General features: G+C 67.8%; 19 protein-coding genes. 8 read left to right on the top strand and 11 right to left on the bottom strand.

The annotated features are described in order from the left end of the window. Positions 1 to 61: 61 nt before the first annotated feature. Positions 62 to 892, top strand: a complete 831-nt coding sequence (locus ACOZ4N_RS03570) for a M48 family metallopeptidase (protein ID WP_424018566.1) — start codon at positions 62 to 64, stop codon at positions 890 to 892. On the opposite strand, the gene hflX is transcribed toward ACOZ4N_RS03570, so the two are convergent. Next, a complete protein-coding gene (hflX, locus tag ACOZ4N_RS03565; RefSeq protein ID WP_424018565.1) occupies positions 884 to 2,194 on the bottom strand; it encodes a GTPase HflX in 1,311 nt (436 codons plus the stop codon). The two genes, ACOZ4N_RS03570 and hflX, sit on opposite strands and share 9 nt — an antisense overlap. A 168-nt stretch (positions 2,195 to 2,362) precedes the next feature. On the opposite strand from hflX, the gene ACOZ4N_RS03560 reads away from it, so the two are divergent. Continuing rightward, the gene (locus ACOZ4N_RS03560) at positions 2,363 to 2,698 is read left to right on the top strand and encodes an FUN14 domain-containing protein (RefSeq protein WP_424018564.1); all 336 of its coding nucleotides are present in this window, start codon (positions 2,363 to 2,365) and stop codon (positions 2,696 to 2,698) included. 9 nt (positions 2,699 to 2,707) lie between these two features. On the opposite strand, the gene ACOZ4N_RS03555 is transcribed toward ACOZ4N_RS03560, so the two are convergent. The 6 genes from ACOZ4N_RS03555 to ACOZ4N_RS03530 form a co-directional block, all read right to left on the bottom strand. Continuing rightward, complete coding sequence (locus ACOZ4N_RS03555) at positions 2,708 to 3,769, bottom strand: DUF4350 domain-containing protein (RefSeq protein ID WP_424018563.1); 1,062 nt, start codon at positions 3,767 to 3,769, stop codon at positions 2,708 to 2,710. Then, positions 3,762 to 4,697 (bottom strand): S49 family peptidase, encoded by a 936-nt coding sequence (locus ACOZ4N_RS03550; protein WP_424018562.1) that lies wholly within the window; start codon positions 4,695 to 4,697, stop codon positions 3,762 to 3,764. The genes ACOZ4N_RS03555 and ACOZ4N_RS03550 overlap by 8 nt, the downstream gene beginning before the upstream one ends. Positions 4,698 to 4,825: 128 nt before the next feature. Beyond that, positions 4,826 to 5,551 (bottom strand): ribosome assembly factor SBDS, encoded by a 726-nt coding sequence (locus tag ACOZ4N_RS03545; protein ID WP_424018561.1) that lies wholly within the window; start codon positions 5,549 to 5,551, stop codon positions 4,826 to 4,828. 114 nt (positions 5,552 to 5,665) lie between these two features. Next, the gene (psmA, locus tag ACOZ4N_RS03540) at positions 5,666 to 6,454 is read right to left on the bottom strand and encodes an archaeal proteasome endopeptidase complex subunit alpha (RefSeq protein WP_424018560.1); all 789 of its coding nucleotides are present in this window, start codon (positions 6,452 to 6,454) and stop codon (positions 5,666 to 5,668) included. A gap of 2 nt (positions 6,455 to 6,456) precedes the next feature. Further along, positions 6,457 to 6,933: an Rpp14/Pop5 family protein gene (locus tag ACOZ4N_RS03535; protein WP_424018559.1), complete on the bottom strand. Its 477-nt coding sequence runs from the start codon at positions 6,931 to 6,933 to the stop codon at positions 6,457 to 6,459. After that, the gene (locus tag ACOZ4N_RS03530) at positions 6,930 to 7,565 is read right to left on the bottom strand and encodes a class I SAM-dependent methyltransferase (protein WP_424018558.1); all 636 of its coding nucleotides are present in this window, start codon (positions 7,563 to 7,565) and stop codon (positions 6,930 to 6,932) included. Before ACOZ4N_RS03530 ends, ACOZ4N_RS03535 begins: the two co-directional genes overlap by 4 nt. A gap of 143 nt (positions 7,566 to 7,708) precedes the next feature. Between ACOZ4N_RS03530 and ACOZ4N_RS03525 the strand changes: the two genes are divergently transcribed. The 3 genes from ACOZ4N_RS03525 to ACOZ4N_RS03515 all read left to right on the top strand — a co-directional run bounded on the left by ACOZ4N_RS03525 (position 7,709) and on the right by ACOZ4N_RS03515 (position 10,903). After that, positions 7,709 to 8,713, top strand: a complete 1,005-nt coding sequence (locus ACOZ4N_RS03525) for a nicotinate-nucleotide--dimethylbenzimidazole phosphoribosyltransferase (RefSeq protein ID WP_424019929.1) — start codon at positions 7,709 to 7,711, stop codon at positions 8,711 to 8,713. Next, on the top strand, positions 8,710 to 10,014 hold the full coding sequence (locus ACOZ4N_RS03520; protein WP_424018557.1) for a cobyrinic acid a,c-diamide synthase: 1,305 nt from the start codon (positions 8,710 to 8,712) through the stop codon (positions 10,012 to 10,014). Before ACOZ4N_RS03525 ends, ACOZ4N_RS03520 begins: the two co-directional genes overlap by 4 nt. Positions 10,015 to 10,102: 88 nt before the next feature. Further along, entirely contained in the window at positions 10,103 to 10,903 is an 801-nt protein-coding gene (locus ACOZ4N_RS03515) for an SDR family NAD(P)-dependent oxidoreductase (protein ID WP_424018556.1), read from the top strand. A 9-nt stretch (positions 10,904 to 10,912) separates the two neighbouring features. On the opposite strand, the gene ACOZ4N_RS03510 is transcribed toward ACOZ4N_RS03515, so the two are convergent. Further along, complete coding sequence (locus tag ACOZ4N_RS03510) at positions 10,913 to 11,737, bottom strand: alpha/beta fold hydrolase (protein WP_424018555.1); 825 nt, start codon at positions 11,735 to 11,737, stop codon at positions 10,913 to 10,915. Between the two features lie 154 nt (positions 11,738 to 11,891). On the opposite strand from ACOZ4N_RS03510, the gene dacZ reads away from it, so the two are divergent. Both dacZ and ACOZ4N_RS03500 read left to right on the top strand, forming a co-directional pair. Beyond that, complete coding sequence (dacZ, locus tag ACOZ4N_RS03505; RefSeq protein WP_424018554.1) at positions 11,892 to 12,704, top strand: diadenylate cyclase DacZ; 813 nt, start codon at positions 11,892 to 11,894, stop codon at positions 12,702 to 12,704. After that, the gene (locus tag ACOZ4N_RS03500; protein WP_424018553.1) at positions 12,704 to 13,483 is read left to right on the top strand and encodes a mechanosensitive ion channel domain-containing protein; all 780 of its coding nucleotides are present in this window, start codon (positions 12,704 to 12,706) and stop codon (positions 13,481 to 13,483) included. The genes dacZ and ACOZ4N_RS03500 overlap by 1 nt, the downstream gene beginning before the upstream one ends. On the opposite strand, the gene ACOZ4N_RS03495 is transcribed toward ACOZ4N_RS03500, so the two are convergent. Continuing rightward, positions 13,480 to 14,073, bottom strand: coding sequence for an acyltransferase (locus tag ACOZ4N_RS03495; RefSeq protein WP_424018552.1), 594 nt, complete (start codon positions 14,071 to 14,073; stop codon positions 13,480 to 13,482). The two genes, ACOZ4N_RS03500 and ACOZ4N_RS03495, sit on opposite strands and share 4 nt — an antisense overlap. Before the next feature lie 56 nt (positions 14,074 to 14,129). Here ACOZ4N_RS03495 and ACOZ4N_RS03490 point away from each other — a divergent pair, with 56 nt between their 5' ends. Beyond that, a complete protein-coding gene (locus ACOZ4N_RS03490; protein ID WP_424018551.1) occupies positions 14,130 to 14,294 on the top strand; it encodes a hypothetical protein in 165 nt (54 codons plus the stop codon). A 105-nt stretch (positions 14,295 to 14,399) separates the two neighbouring features. Here the strand turns inward: ACOZ4N_RS03490 and purD are convergent, their stop codons facing one another. Continuing rightward, complete coding sequence (purD, locus tag ACOZ4N_RS03485) at positions 14,400 to 15,689, bottom strand: phosphoribosylamine--glycine ligase (RefSeq protein WP_424018550.1); 1,290 nt, start codon at positions 15,687 to 15,689, stop codon at positions 14,400 to 14,402. A 65-nt stretch (positions 15,690 to 15,754) separates the two neighbouring features. Continuing rightward, positions 15,755 to 16,504: a hypothetical protein gene (locus ACOZ4N_RS03480; RefSeq protein ID WP_424018549.1), complete on the bottom strand. Its 750-nt coding sequence runs from the start codon at positions 16,502 to 16,504 to the stop codon at positions 15,755 to 15,757. Positions 16,505 to 16,514: the final 10 nt, after the last annotated feature.

Genomic DNA, 16,514 nt, shown 5'->3' with positions numbered 1-16,514 from the left:
CGGGAATCGTCCGCCAAAGCGGGCGAAGATTTTTTATCAATTCAGTATACAGTCAGACGGTATGAGACATCCTGGACTGAAGATCCGGATGGCCGTCTCCGGCGTGGTGCTGTTCGCGTTCTACGCCGCACTGGTAACGTTTCTGGAACCGCTGGCCGACCTGCCGATACTGGTCGGACTGACCCTCCTGTTCGTCGCCGGCCAGTACAAGTTCGCCAAGTGGATGGCGATCCGTAGCGTCGACGGCGAGGCGTTCCCCGCCGAGGAGTACCCCGAGGTCCAGGAGCGATTCGACCGCCTCTGTGCGGACATGGGCGTCGAAGGGACCCGGTTGCTCGTCGGCGAGATGGGCGTGCCGAACGCCTTCGCCGTCGGCCGGAAGGGTGGCGGCGTGGTCGTGGTCTCGGATACCCTGCTCCAGTTGCTCGACACTGACGAACTGGAAGGGGTGCTGGCCCACGAACTCGCCCACGTCAAGAACCGCGACTCCATCGTGATGTTGCTGGGCCAGTCCATCGCCACGCTGGTCTCGATGACGGTCTTTTTCGTCGTCGCGCTGGCCGACGACAGCATCGTCGGAACGCTCGTCGGCTGGCTGTTGAGTATCGTCGTCAACGCGATCGTGATGATCTTCGTGCTGGCCATCTCGCGGTATCGCGAGTACGTCGCCGACAGCGACGCCGCCGAGTACACGGACGACCCCGAAGCGCTGGCGCGTGCGCTGGTCAAGATCGACGAGGTCGGCCACCACGAGGACGCGCCGGACGTGGACGACAGCGTCGGGGCGCTCTGTATCTTCGGCGGGAAGCGGGGCCTGCTCTCGATCCTGTTCGCGACGCACCCACCGATGGAGAAACGCGTCGCGAAACTCGCGCCGTCGCTGCTAGACTGACTCGGCGGCCACGAGGTCGCCAGCCTTGGCCCGTGACTGCTCGACGATCTTCGGCCGGGCCTCGAACTCGATGACGACCTGATCGCCGTAGTCGACGGTGTCGACGTGGGCGTGGTCGTGAATCCACGAGACGACGCTCATCGTCTCGTCGGTCATCGGCATCACGAGGCGTTCGCGCTCGAACGGGGGGAGTTCGTGGTCGATGCGATCCCTGAGCGCGTCGACGTTCGCGCCCTCCTTCGCGCTGATCGCCACCGGATTCGGGGCCAGCGCCGACAGCGCCTCCCGCTTGCGTTCCAGTTCCTCGTCGTCCACGCGGTCGATCTTGTTCAGGACCGTGACGATGGGCGCCTGATTGCGTTCCGAGAGTGTGTCGTGGCAGGTGACGAGTTTCTCCCGGATCTCCTCGACGGGTTCGCTCACGTCCACGACGAGGAGGACGAGATCCGCGCGGTAGACGGCGTCCAGCGTCGACTTGAACGACTCGACCAGCCAGTGAGGGAGGTCGGTGATGAACCCCACCGTGTCGGTCACCAGCACGTCCCGGCGGTCCATCTCGGCCTTCCGGGTGGTGGTGTCGAGCGTCGTGAACAGGCGGTCCTCGCTCTCGGCGGTCGTGTCGAGATCGGGGTGTAGCTCCTCGTTCTCGTCGATGTCGAGGTCCTCGGCCAGGCGGCGCAACAGCGTCGACTTGCCGGCGTTGGTGTAGCCGGCCATCGCCACGAGGTCGAAGCCGGACTCGCGGCGCTGTTCGCGCCGGTGCTGCTCGGTCTGCTCGATGTCCTCGAGTTCGTCCCGGATGCGGGAGATGCGGGCCTTGATGTCGCGTTCCCGGCTCTCGTCGTACTCACCGAGCCCCATGAACCCGGGCCGCTCCTCGCGTTTGGCGAGGCTGGCCTTGGCCTCCGCCCTTGGCAGTTCGTAGCGCAACTCCGCGAGTTCGACCTGTAGCTGTGCCTTCCGGGTCTGTGCCCGCTGGCCGAAGATCTCGAGGATGAGCCGAAATCGGTCGATGACCCGTGTCTCCTCCGGGAGTTCGTTCCCGAGGTTGTACGTCTGGTAGGGACCGAGCTGGTTGTCGAAGATGACGACCGTGGCGTCCTCGCGAACGGCCGTCGTCGCGATGGTCTCGGCTTTCCCCTCCCCGACGTGCATCGCGGGGTCTTCCGTCCGGGTCTGGGTCACCTCACCCACGACCTCGTACCCGGCCGCGCGAGCCAACTCGCGGATCTCGCTGGTGTCGGGCGTTCCGGAGTCCACGCGCTTGGCGATGACCGCTCGCTCTGTCTGTGTCGCCGTCACTCGTCCGAACCTACGGCGCGATGCTATTTAAACACAGGGCCACCACCCCAGAAGACGTCCTGTCGCCGCAGGAGAGTCTGTCTCCCGGTGATTGCGTCTGACGGGCGTCAGCGGGTCGGAGACGGGCACAAAAGCCTTATACTGCCGTACTCAGTTAGCTGATGTGACATGGTAGACCCAACGTTGCTTCAGGTCGCCGGGCTGGACCCCCAGCAGATCGGCCTCGAGATCGGGGGCGGCGCGGTCATCGGTGGCGTCATCGGCTTCGCCGCCAAGAAGATCGCCAAGATCATCGCCATCATCGTCGGCCTCGAACTGGCGCTGTTCAAGTTCCTCGAAACCAAGGGCGTCCTCCAGGTCAACTGGGGTGCGATCACCGGTGCGGCGAGCGACGGCGCGGATCAGGCGGCCGAAGCTCCGGGCTGGATCATGAGCCTGCTCGCGGCGCTCCCCGTGACTGCGGGCTTCGCCGGCGGCTTCATGGTCGGCTTCAAAAAAGGATAACGCGGTTCTTCAGGGCGCTGCCGGCGTCGCCGTCGTCGGCGGTGTCGAACCGTTCGTCGGCGGACGCGGCTGGCCCGGTCTGGGCGGGACGCCCGGACGCTCCGTCGTCGGCTTCGGTTTCGGCTCTTTCTCACCGGACACGAGGAACTCGGCGAGGTTGCCGATCAGTTCCTCGTTGTCCGCGTACTGGTAGTTCGCGGGCGTCAGGAACGACGTGTCGCCGACGAGAGCGACGTTGCCGTTGACCGCCGCGACCGGATACCCGCCCTGCTGGCGGGTCGTCGACAGTGCGGTGCGGTCGGTGGCCGACAGCGCCACCGAGGCGTCGCCGCCGACGGCGACCTCCGTCGCCCGGTCGAACAGCACTCTGTCCACGCCCTCGGTGAGCGGGCCGTCACCGGACGCGGTGGCGTAGACGTTCTGGAAGTTGTTCCCGTTCTCGTGCATGTTGTACAGGTAGCCCGTCGACAGGCTCATGCCGAACCGGGAGGACAGCGGCGTCATCTGGCTCGTCGCGGTCGACCGCGGTGCGGGACCGAAGATGCTGATGACGGACGGACTCGCCGACGTGGGCTCGCCCAGCAGGGCGACGCGCCCGCCGCGCTCGGCGAAGTCCGCGATGCCACGTTGGGCCGCGTCCGTGAAGGGACGGTCCGGCGAGATCACGACGAACGCGTCCGCGTCGCGGAGCGACTTGTTGAGCGGACTGCTCGACCCGGGCCCGGCCGAGCGCGGTGCGCCGCCCGGCCCGCTACCGCCGTGGAACCGAACCTCGTAGCCCTGCGCGACCAGCGCGTCGACCATCGGTTCGATCTCCTCGCGGTCGAAGTCGTTGTCGTGTGCCCGGTCGATCAGAACGACCTTCCCGCTACTGTCGGCGTCGATACTGACCGACCCGTTCTGCCCGAGCTCCTGTGGCACGATGTTCTCGGGCTGGAACGAGGCGGGGTTCTGCGGTCTCGGGTTCGCGTCCCCGCCCGGCGACGCGAGCAGCGGGATAGCTGCTGCGACGACCAGCACGAGCGCCAGGACGAGGGCGAAGACACCGACGAGTCTGGGAACGTTAGCCATCGGTTCTCACCTCCCCCTGCTCGGGCATCCCGTACAGGGCGAGATAGTGCGGCGTCTCGACCCCGTTGTAGTCGAACGGCGACTGCTCGACGACGACCGTCCGGGTCCCGGAGTTGTTGCCGGCGCCAGCCTCCTGACTGCCCAGGATGATCCCGAGGCCGGGCTGTTCCGGCGGGTCCATCCGGGTGACGGCGTAGTCGTCGAGGTCGGCATTGTCCGCGGCCCGCTGGATCGCCGCGTCGATGCCGCCGATCTCGTCGGCGACGCCGTTGCGCTTGGCGACCGACCCGGCGTACACCTTCGCGTAGGACAGTTCCTCGCGGCTCAGTTCGAGGCGGTCGCCGCGTTCGTTCATCACGGTGCTGACGAACTGCTGTCTGAGCATCTCGACCCGGTCACGGAACTCGGCCTCGGTGCCGCCGGCGCCTTTGTCCGGACCGGTGATGATCTGACTCCCGGCCGCGCCGCCGGCGGGCTTGGTACCGATGACGCCCACGCTCCCGACGATGGAGCCGGGCGTCACGTAGATGCGGCTGGCGGGCATCATCGCCCAGTACGCGCCCGAGGCACCCTGGCCGTTGACGCTCGCGACCACGGGAATGCCGGCCGCTGTCGTTCTGTTCACCGCGAGGTAGAGTGACTCGCTCGCGGGGACTGTGCCACCGGGGCTGTTCACGTCGAGGACGACAGCCTCGATCGAGTCGTTCCGGCGGGCTTCGCGCAGGTTCGCGCTGATCTGATCCGCCGTGGAACTCGTGATGGGCCCCTCGACTGGGACCACTGCGACCGAATCCGGTGTGTCCTGGCCGGCCCCCTGCGTGAGGCGCATCGCCTGGGGTGCCAGGACGAGACCAATCAGGACGGCGGCGACCGCGACCGCCACGTACAGCCACGTGGCAGTCCCGCCCGCCCCATTTTCTGCTGACATGATGCAGGCCCAGCGTCGATACACTCACGTAGAAAGTTTTCTAAACCAACAACAAGTTCCCGAGCGTTTCCGGATACCGAACCGGTTCACCCGCAGTGATACCTCAGAATCGTTGTCAGCTCACGCTCTCAGCGCGTCGGGATGTCGTCCTCGTCGGAGATGATCCGGGTCTCGGCTTCCCCGCTCGTGTGTTCGTTGACCACGTCGTAGAACTCGTTTTGCATGCCGGCGGGGAAGGTGATGACGCCGACCCAGGAGCCGTCGGACTGCCACTCCTCGCGTTCGAGGTCGCCGAACTGGCGGATCTGGGCCTGTGCCGAGCCGGCGTAGTCCGGAGGGACCTGCACCGCGACAGTCATCTCGTCGAACCGGATGGGGATCACCGGGCGCAGGAGATCGAGGGCCTCGTCGACCTGGTTCTCGACGGGTTCCATCGGGTCGATCTTGAACCCCGCTTCCTCGAGGGCGTTCTCGATGCGTTCGGGCGGATGGGGGGCGTCGTCCATCTGCGGGTTGACCGCGTTGCGCGTGATGTGCTGGACGAGCTGTTTGTGCTTCTGTTCCTGCATCTCCTTGCGCTGTTCGGCCGTGATCTGGATCTCCCCGTCTTCGACCACCTGCGGGATGATCTCCAGGGGATCGGTAGTGTCGAAGACTTCTTCGAGGGCGTTCTCCGGCGGGCGGTCGCCGCGGGAGGCGTCCTCGAACACGTCTTCGGCGGCGATGACGTCCTCCAGATCGCCGTCGAACTCGCCGCGCTTGATAGCGAGAGCCGCGTCCGGATCGATCAACACCTCGAATCGCTCCCCGTGGGACTCCAGTCGGGCCGTCACCGCCTCGTCGAGCGAAATCATACCTGGGGGTTGTGTGGCCCGGCTAAAAGGTGTTTCCCGGCTCCCGACCGGAGTTTTCGCCACCCCGCGGGGAGAAATCGTGATCGACCGGTTCGCCGACGGCCCGCGACGGCGCTACTCCTCGGTAGTCTCGTCGTCGGTCGTCTCGTCGCCCTCGACGGCGTCCTCGTCGGCCAGCAGGTCCAGCTCGACGAGGTAGTCCTCGACCTCGTCGTCGGTCAGTTGGCCGAACTCCCGGTCGTCGACGCCGACGGTCGCCAGCCCGACGGCCTCGGGCCGGAGCGCGTCGTCGTTGACCGATCCGAGTGCCGAAAGCGCCAGCCCGACGGCCTCGTCCAGGCCGATCCCCTCGTCGTAGTGTTCTTCCAGGTAGTCCCGGACCTCGCCGCGGTCGGCACCCACGGCCAGGGCCTTCCACTCGTAGGGCGTCCCCGAGGGATCGGTCTCGAACAGGCGCGGTTCGCCGTCGGCGTCGATGCCGCCGATGATGAGCGCGACGCCGAACGGGCGTGCGCCGCCGATCTGGGTGTACTGCTGGATGTGGTCGGTGACGTCTTTGGTCAGCGTCTCGACCCCGATGGGCTCGCCGAAGCGCAACTGATTGACCTGGGCGTTGCGGCGCGCGAAGTCGATCAACTGGCGGGCGTCAGCGACGTGGCCGGCACTGGCGATCCCGATGTGGTCGTCGGCTTTGTGCAACTTCTCGACGCTCGACCGTTCCATCAGCGGCGACCGGATACGCTTGTCCACCGCGAGGACGACGCCGTCGTCGGCACGGATGCCGATGGACGCGGTCCCACGCTTGACGGCTTCGCGTGCGTACTCGACCTGATAGAGGCGGCCGTCCGGGGAGAAGATGGTGATCCCCCGGTCGTAGGCCTGCTGTTGTGATTGTCCCTGCATGGTTACAAATCGAGTGTGGTCGCGCCCGCGAACGCCGATTCGAGCCGGACCTCGGCGCGGCCATCCCGCACCACTGCCGTCCGCTCGGCGCCCTCGAAGCCGACCGTTCTCTCTGTGCTGACTTCCGGAGCGCTTCGTATATACTTTTCTTCACAGGCACGGACGGTCCCGCTCACGCCCGCCACTCGCAGCCCCACGGGCTGGCCGTCGACCGACTCGACCGCCGCGACCGCGGCCCGTGCCCGGTCGACCTCGTCCCGGCGCGTCCGCACCGCCGCCCAGCCGTCGCCGTCCGCGAACGAAAACCGAACCACCGTCAGGTCCACGTCCGCACTCGCCGCGTCGCCCAGCAGGTTCTGGGCCGCGTACCAGAGGTGGCGCTGGAAGTCCCCGCGGTCGAAGTCCGCGTCGGGCCACCCCTCGATGCGTACCGCCAGGTACCGCCACCGCGGCCGGAGGTGTTTCGGGAGGTGTTTCATCGGTCCTGCGGCACGACGGCGCGTTCGGCCGGGACCCGTTCGGCGACCAGCACGCCGACCTGCTCGTGGACTCGCTCGACGCGCGTCAGCGCGAACCCGGCGTCCGTCAGGGCGTCGGCCAGCGTGCCGACCGTCGCCGGATCGTCGACATCGGGGCTGTAGAACGGTTCCTCGGGGTCTGGCTCACCGAAGAACATCACGTCACCGAGGACGAACCGGTCCGGGTCCAGCTCCGCGATCACCTCGATGGCCTCGCGCTTCTCCGCGTCGCTGAGGTGGTGCATCGCGAAGTTCGTCGTCACTACGTCGACCGGTTCGTCGACGTTCGGTTCGCGGAACCGACCCGTGCCGAAGGAGACGTTCTCGACCCCGCGCTCCGCTGCTTTCTCTCGGGCCCGGTCGAGCATCCCGTCGCTGATGTCACGACCGATCACCCGCCCCGCGTCGGGCGCGATCTGCAGTGCGATAGCGCCGGTTCCGGTCCCCAGGTCCAGCACCGTATCGTCCGCCTCGGGCGCGGCGAGTTCGACGACCAGCCCCGCACAGGCGCGGTACTCCGGGGTCTCGTCCTCGTCGTACGCCTCGGCCTTCTCGTCGAAGCGAGCGGCGTGTTCTTCGAGACTCTTCTTCATACTCCCGCCACGGTGGGGCCGTCAAAAAGTCTGCTGACGACGGCCCGACGCCGCGCCCGCCCGCCACGGCGACCGAACGAATTAAATCTGACTTGGGGTAATCACACTGGCATGGAACTTCGGGTGCGTCGGCCGTGCGTCTGATGCTCGTCGCGGGATCGACGCGGACGGCCCAGATCGAGGGAATCAGCGCGGCTGGCGCGGATTCGGACCTGCTGGTCCACACGCCGAGTGCGGACGCCGAGATCCTCACGTACGGCGAACCGATCCGCGCGCCGGTCGTCCCGGTGAGTCCGACCGGCTGTCCGACGCCGGCGGTCGTCACGCGCGCCGTCAGGGAACTGCTGGGACTGGACGTGACCGTGGTCGACGGTGGACTCGCGGAGCCGACGGGCGCGCCGACCGTGACCGTCGGTGCCCGTCCCGGGGACGACGTTCGAGAGCAGGACCCCGTATCGACCGCGCCGGGCGTCCTCGCGGCGGCCCGGGAGTTCGGTCGGGCCGTCCCGGACGACGAGGTGTACCTGGCCGAGACCATCCCCGGCGGGACGACGACGGCGCTGGGCGTCCTCCGCGCGCTCGGTGAGACGCCCGCCGTCTCGTCGTCGCTCCCGGAGAACCCGCTGGACCTCAAGCGGAGCGTCGTTCGCGACGGCCTGGAAGCGAGTTCGCTCGACCCCGGCGACGCGGGTGGCGAGCCCGCCGTCGCGCTCCGCCGGATGGGCGACCCCGTGCTGGCGACGATCACCGGCCTGCTGGTGGGGCTGGTCGAGGGCGACACCGCGGTCACGCTCGCCGGCGGAACGCAACTGCTGACCGCCGCGGCGCTGGCCCGCCACGCCGGAATCGAGACGCCCCTCAGGCTCGCGACAACCTCGTTCGTCGCCGACGACGAGAGCGTCGACCTGGGGGCGGCGGCCCGGAATCTCGACGTCGACCTGACCGTCACCGATCCCGGATTCGAGAACCGGGATCACCCGGCGATGGACGCCTACGTCGCCGGCGAGGCCAAGGAGGGCGTCGGCATGGGCGGCGCGCTGGCGCTGGCCGACGCCGCCGGCGTCCCGATGGAAGACGTTCGCGACCGGATCGTGGCCGTCTACGACCGACTGCTCGACGCCCGGGAACCGGCCGAGCCAGAGACATGAGAGGGCTCGTCCTCGGCGGCACGAGTTCCGGCGTCGGCAAGACCGTCGCGACGCTGGCGCTCCTCCGGGCCGCAGAGGAGGCCGGGCACGCCGTCCAGCCCGCCAAGGCCGGCCCGGACTTCATCGACCCGAGTCACCACGCCGTCGTCGCGGACCAGCCCTCCCGCACGCTCGACGCGTGGCTCGAAGGCACTGACGGCCTCCGACGGAACTACCACCGCGGCGAGGGCGACTGCTGTGTCGTCGAGGGCGTCATGGGCCTGTACGACGGCGACGGTTCCAGCACGGCGATGGTCGCCGAGGCACTCGACCTGCCCGTCGTCCTCGTCGTCGACGCCACGGCCGGCATGGAGAGCGTGGCGGCGACGGCGCTCGGGTTCGAGGAGTACGCCGCCCGCGCGAACCGCGACATCGACGTGGCCGGCGTGATCGCCCAGCGGGCCCACGGCGGCCGCCACGCCGACGGCATCCGCGACGCACTCCCCGACGAACTCACGTACTTCGGCCGGATTCCGCCGACGCCCGACCTGGAGATTCCGGACCGCCACCTCGGGCTGGAGATGGGCGAGGAGTCACCCGTCGACGACGACGCGCTCGCGGCCGCCGCCGAACACCTGCGCGTCGACGCCCTGCTCGACGTGGCGCGGGAACCGCCCGAACCCGAATCCGAGCGTGGCGCTCCCGCCGACCCGACCGACGCCCGGATCGCCGTCGCCGACGACGCCGCCTTCTGTTTCCGCTACCCGGCGACGCTCGAACGACTGCGCGAGCGTGCGGAGGTGGTGACGTTCGCACCGACGGCGGGCGACGACCTGCCCGACTGCGACGGGGTCTACCTCCCCGGCGGGTACCCCGAACTCCACGTCGACGCGCTGGCAGGGAGCCCCGCACTCGCAACCATCGGCGAGCGCGCCAGCGAGGGTCTGCCGATCCTCGGGGAGTGTGGCGGCCTGATGGCGCTCGCGGAGTCGCTGACGACGGCCGACGGCGAGACGGGGGCGATGGCGGGCGTCCTCCCCGCCGAGATCGAGATGCGCGACCGGTACCAGGCACTGGATCACGTCGAGATGCGGGCCACGGACCGGACGCTCACGGCCGACTCCGGCCAGTGCCTTCGAGGGCACGAATTCCACTACAGCGAGGCGTCGGTCGGCCGGGACGCCAACTTCGCCTTCGAGATGGAACGGGGCGACGGCATCGACGGCGAGCGCGACGGCCTGACGGAGTACCGGACGCTGGGGACCTACGGCCACGTCCACGCCGAGAGCGGCGCGTTCGACCGGTTTCTGGATCGGGTCTGACTGTCTGATCCGTACGCTTAACCGGGGCCGATTCGCGACGGCTACTCGTGAGCTATCGTATTCGTCGCGGACGGGCGGAGGGACAGCGATGACGGTACTCGATCAGTTCCGGGTGGACGGCGACGTGGCACTCGTCACGGGCGGGGCCAGCGGGATTGGCGAGGCCTACGCCGAGGCGATGGCCGAGGGCGGTGCCGACGTGGCCATCGCCGACATCGACGAATCGGGGCTGGCCGACACCGCCGACCGCCTCCGGACCGAGACGGACGCGGAAGTTCTGCCAATCGAGGCCGACGTGACCGACGAGGGCGACGCCGAGCGGATGGTCGAGCGGACCGTCGACGAACTCGGCGGCCTCGACATCTGCTTCGCCAACGCCGGCATCTCCGGCCTCGGCAACAAGATCACGAACGTCTCGCTCTCGGACTGGCGGGAGATCAACGGCGTGAACCTCGACGGCGTCTTCCTGACGACCAGAGAGGCGGGCTCGGTCATGGAGGAACAGGGCCACGGTCGACTGATCGTCACCGCCTCGATGCTCAGTTTCGTCGCCGAACCCGCCATCGGCATCGGTCCCTACGTGGCCTCGAAGGGCGGAGCGAAACAACTCACGAAGCAGTTAGCCGCGGAACTCGCCCCCGACGTGCGGGTCAACGCCGTCTGTCCGGGGTACGTCCGGACCAGCATCGGACACGGACTCCTGACCGAGACGGCCGCCGAGTCCCCAGCCGTCGAGGACCTCCACGACGAGATCGAGGGCCGGACGCCACTCGGGCGGTTCGCCGAGCCGTCGGAACTCAAAGGGATCGCGCTCTATCTCGCCTCGGAGGCGTCCTCGTACTGCACGGGGTCGACGTTCGTCGTCGACGGCGGCTGGACCGCGATCTGAGCGCCGCCCTCAGTACACGTCGTCGAGGAACTCCCGGATCGCGGCGTTGGCGGCCTCGGGGTTCTCGGTGTTCGAGGAGTGGCCGGCCTCGGGGATCAGCTCCATCCGGGCGTCGGGGAGCTGGTCGACCATCGGCTCGGCGCGTTCCGGTTCGATGGACACGTCCTCCGCGCCGTGGGTGATGAGGACGGGCACGTCGATCTCGTCCAGTCGGTCCTCGACGCCCGGCCGGTGGAGCCAGGATTTCACCTCGTCGTGGACGGCCTCGCCGGGGTAGGTCAGCCAGCGGTCCTTCCAGTGTTCGACCAGCTCGGTGCGTTCCTCGATGGAGGTCTGGCCGAACAGCATGTGCGAGACGGCCTCGGCCATCGGGTCGGGTACGTCCCCCTCCGCTTTCGCCGTCTCGACCATGTCGCCGTACTGTTCCTGTTCGGCCTCGTCGTGAGGCGTCGCCATGCTGTCGATCAGGACGATCCCGTCGAGCATGTCGGGGTACTCCAGCGCGAAGCGCAGGGCCATGAATCCGCCCATCGACATCCCCGCGAGGACACAGGAGTCCACGTCCTTGGCGTCCATGAGGACGCGACAGTCCTCGGCCAGGTCGTCCAGGTCGTAGGGACCCTGGAAGCGGTCGGTGCGGGCGCGGAGGTTGTAGGCGATGGTCCGGTAGTCGTCGGAGAGGGCCTCCAGTTGCGGTTCGAACATCGTCCAGTCCATCAGGGTGCCGTGGGCGAACACGACGGCCGGACCCGACCCGCGTTCCTCGGAGACGGTCTCGGTGCGGTGTCGGTACAGCTGTGTCGCGGGGCCTGGATCCTCGGGCAGGTCTGACATGCCACGGTCCACGGAGGCCGGGGGTATAAGCGCTGTCTCCGAACACTGGGGGTCCCCGTCGGGTGGCCGAACCGGCCCGGCGAGTCTGACGGACGCAGGACGGGCGCACGACGAGGCCACAAAACTTAATCGGGTAAGGTGGGTCGATACAGCAATGAGCGACTTGCGTGAGTTACTCGGGGATCTCGTGTCCGAAGTGGACGCTGTCTTCCTGTTTTCCCCGAGTGCCTCGTTCTACGAGTCCTTCGAAGACGTGGACGACGCGCTGGTCGTGGTCGTCGCACCGGACAACTCCGTCGGCGCCGAGGAGTTCGTCGAACTCCCGCTGGAGTTCAACGACGTGGCGAGCCGCGTCCGGTTCGGGGTCGAAGGCGCGATGGATCAGGACCTCGTGGACGACGGCGCGGAGATCGCCTGTGCCGTCAAGACCTTCGACGAAGACATCGATACGGTGATGCGGGTCAAGGCAAGCAACTTCTCGCCGTCGGGCGTCTACGGTCTGTTCGTCAACTCCCGGGCCGAACCCTCCGTGATCCGTGACGTGCTGGAGGTCGCCGTCGAACTCGGCAAGAAGGGCCAGAAGGGCAAACCCGTCGGCGCGCTGTTCGTCGTCGGCGACGCCGGCAAAGTGATGAACAAGTCCCGGCCGCTCTCGTACAATCCCTTCGAGAAGTCCCACGTCCACGTCGGTGATCCCATCGTGAACGTGATGCTCAAGGAGTTCTCCCGGCTGGACGGCGCGTTCGTCATCTCCGACTCCGGGAAGATCGTCTCCGCGTATCGCTATCTCGAACCCTCCGCCGAGGGTGTCGACATCCCCAAGGGACTGGGTGCGCGCCACATGGCGGCCGGGGCGATCACCCGGGACAGCAACGCCGTCGCAATCGTCCTGAGCGAGAGCGACGGCCTCGTGCGAGCGTTCAAAGGCGGCGAACTGATCCTCGAACTCGATCCGGAGGAGTACTGATGTCACTGCACGAGGCGGTCCTGCGGTACCTGACGAGTTCACCCTTTCTCGCTGCCAGCGCGATCTTCGTCGTCGGACTGATCTCGGGGTACCTGCTTGGCCAGTTCGTCAAACGCGCCCTGCGGGCCATCGGCCTGCCCAACGTGGTCGAAGGGACGGCCTTCGAACGCAGCGCGCGTGGGCTGGGCACCTCCACGGTCGGCCTGCTCTCACAGCTCGTCGCCTTCTCGGTCTATCTAGGGACGACCATCGCCGCGCTGGACGTGGCCGGGGTGCTGGTGATGGCGGCCGTCCTGCCCTTCTTCGCCGCCTTCCTCCCGCAGGTGTTCATCGCCGTCCTCGCCGTCATCGCGGGCCTGGTCGTGGGTGACAAGGCGGCCCTGCTCGTCAGCGAACACCTCCGGGGTGTCAAGCTCCCCGAGGCCGGCCTGATCCCCACCCTGGTCAAGTACAGCATCTTCTACATCGCCGGGCTGATCGCGTTGAACCAGCTCAACGTCTCCACGCAGGCACTGCTCATCCTGCTCGCCGCCTACGTCTTCGGGATCATCTTCCTCGGCGGACTGGCCTTCCGCGATCTCCTCTCTGCCGGCGCGGCCGGCGTCTACCTCCTCCTGAACGAACCGTACAGCATCGGCGACGAGATCCGCGTCGGCGACCGGACCGGCATCGTCCAGGAGGTGGACCTGTTCGTCACCCACGTCGAGAACGACGGCACCGAGTACATCATCCCCAATCAGCAGATCCTGCGTGAAGGGATCGTCCGGATTCGGAACTAGACTTCCTCGGCCGGCACACCGGCGACGGTCGTGTCCGGTGGCACGTCTTCGGTCACCAGCGAGTTCGCCGCGACCTGTGCCCCGGCACCGATCTCGACGCCCGGCAGGACGATGGCCCCCGCGCCGATCATCGCCCGCTCGCCGACGACGACCTCGCCGGTGCGGTACTCCTCCTGCAAGAACTCGTGACACAACAGGGTCGCGTCGTAGCCGACGATGGCGTGGTCCTCGACGGTGATCAGTTCGGGCCAGAACACGTCCGGCGTCGCTTCGAGTCCCCAGGAGACCCCCTCGCCGACGGTGACGCCGATGCGGCGCAACAGCCAGCTTTTGAGCCGCAGACTCGGCGCGATCCGCGCGAGGACGATCACGGCGTAGTTGAGACAGACCCTGAAGAAACTGCGCGCCTCCAGCCAGTGCTGGAGGGAGTTCTTCGGCCCTCGCGTGGCGTGGACGGTCGTCGCCCCGTGTCGCTCCGGCCGTGCCGACTCGCCGTCGGCGTCGCCCGCGTCGCCCCCCGACCCGGTCGCCGCCCCGGTTCCGTCGTCTGGATCGTCGGTCACGGCCACTCGTTCGACGGCGACCGACATGAATGGTACCCATCGTCCGCTCGTAGCCGGCCCCTATCGGAGGTATCCAATTCCCTGTGACCCGTCAGTTCACGGTCGGTGACGCGGACCGACCCCGTGATCTGTACGGGACGGTCTGCGGCCACGAGCGCACCGCCGAGTGGTTCGACCCGCGGTTCCGAGCGAACCCCGCCGCCGACCGCGTCCGGTGCCCCGACCCGTCCCCACGACGACCCACGTAACGAGTTCGTTACCTTCGACGGAACCGGCGGGCGACTGGCGGGTCTGCGGTCGGCCTGTCGACGACGGGAAAACTGGATCCTCTCGCTGTCCGATCAGGACATCGCCTAGTCGCGCAACTCGGCCATGTGGTCGATCCGGCGCTGGACGAGATCGGGTTTGCCGATGTCGTGGCGGACGCGCAGGCCGTCGGTGCCGGCCCGCTGGAGGGCGTCCTCGGCGACTTCCTCGGCCTCGGTGATCGAGTCGGCGACGCCGACGACCGCGAACGAGCGGGAGGTCGTCGTGTAGATCCCGTCGTCACGCTCGTCGACGGAGGCGTAGAAGAGGATGGCCTCGCCCGCCGAATCCGCGTCGATCTGGACCTTCGCGCCGGCCTCGGGGTCCGTGGGGTACCCGTCGGGGACGGCGTACTTACAGACGGTGGCCTGGCGCTGGAACTCCAGTTTCGGGAGTTTCTCGCCGTCACGGGCGGCCGTCAGCACGTCGAGGAAGTCCGTGTTCAGGACCGGCAGGGTGTTCATCGCCTCGGGGTCGCCGAATCGGGCGTTGAACTCGACCACCTTGATGCCGTCGGCGGTGAGCATGAACTGACCGTACAGCACGCCCTTGTAGCCGTCCAGTGCGTCGACGACGGCCCGGAGCACGTCCACGGCGTCGTGGTACTCGTCCTCGGTCATGAAGGGGAGCTCCAGCGAGCCGTCGCTGTAACTGCCCATGCCGCCGGTGTTGGGGCCCTCGTCGCCCTCGTAGGCGCGCTTGTGGTCCTGCACGGCGGGCGTGACGCGCAACTCGCCGTTGGCCACGAACGCCTGGATCGTGAACTCCTCGCCGATCAGGCGCTCCTCCAGGACGATCCGGTCGTAGTCCGAATCGCGGATGTACGCCTTGGCTTCCTCGGCGTCGACCTGGTCGCCCATGACGCGGACGCCCTTGCCGCCGGTGAGGCCGGCGGGCTTGATCGCGAGGTCGCCGTCGTACTCGTCGATGTACTCGCAGGCGGCCTCGGTGTCCCGGAACTCCTCGAAGTCGGGACAGCCCGGCACGTCGTGTTTCTCCATGAAGCGGCGCTGGAAGCCCTTGTCCGTCTCGATGCGGGCTTCCTCCTCCTGCGGGCCGAACGTGTAGATACCCGCGTCGTCGAGCGCGTCGGCGACGCCGGCTTCCAGCGCCGCCTCCGGGCCGATGACCGCGAGGTCCGCGCCCACGTCCTCGGCGTAGGAGACGACCGCGGGCGGCGTCGTCGTGTCCAGGGTCTCGAATCCAACGGCGATCTCCGCGATCCCCGGATTGCGGTTCCCGGCACAGGCGTACAGGTCGGCGTCGGAGTCGGCGAGCGCGCGAGCGATGGCGTGCTCGCGACCGCCACCGCCCACCAGCAGCACGGTCTCTGTCATACGAAAACCCGCGAACTACGCTCACGTAAGCGTTGCCATAGCCCGCTCTCGACCGCCTCCGTCACTCAGTCCAGGAGTTCGACCGCGAGAAACGAGCGCAGTTCCGGGTCGAATTCCGTGGCCGGGGGTGCGACACCACGGTCACGGGCCAGCCCGTACAGCGTCGTCGCCTTGAGACTGACCTCGGTGGCGGGATAGTCGTCCCGGTTCGACCGGTGGTAGTCCAGGACCGACACGAGGCCGTCGCGGACGCGCTCGGTTTCTCCGTGGTGGAGTCCCGCCAGACACTCCGGAACCCCGCGCAAAACCGGCGGGACCGACTCGTCGAGCAGCGGTTCCGAGGCGGCCTCGACGACCGACTCCCTGGCGAGGAGTATCCCCGCGACAGCACGTGCGTACCGGGCGAACGCCAGCGTCCCGGCGTCCTCGATGACCGCCTCGGCGTCCCGGAGGGCGTCGAGCATCTCCGTCGTAGCGGTTGTCACACGGTCGCTCGACCCGGCCGCCCGCGCCGCGTACAGCGCCAGCAGGTAGGTGTGTGGTTCGTTCAACCCGATAGGCTTCTCACGCCGCCGTCGTTTCTCCTCGATGGCCGTCAGGTAGTGTTCTACGGCCGTCTCGTAGTGGGTTCTCGCGGCATCGTACTCGCCGAGCAACACCTCGATGCTCGCAGTATTCTCGGCGTTCACGGCGAGTCCGAAATACGCCGATGCGATTTGGTCGTCGACGACCGCGTCTGCCGCCAGTCTCGCCAGGCTCGAATCGTACATCTTCCGCTGGAAGCGAATCTCCTCCCGGAGCTGTTGTTCGTTCATGGCGACGTAT

Source organism: Halorientalis pallida (assembly GCF_049605515.1).
Taxonomy (GTDB): Archaea; Halobacteriota; Halobacteria; order Halobacteriales; family Haloarculaceae; genus Halorientalis; species Halorientalis pallida_A.
The sequence above is the reverse complement of the archived record's forward strand: the minus strand, read 5'-3'. Positions and strand labels throughout refer to the sequence as shown.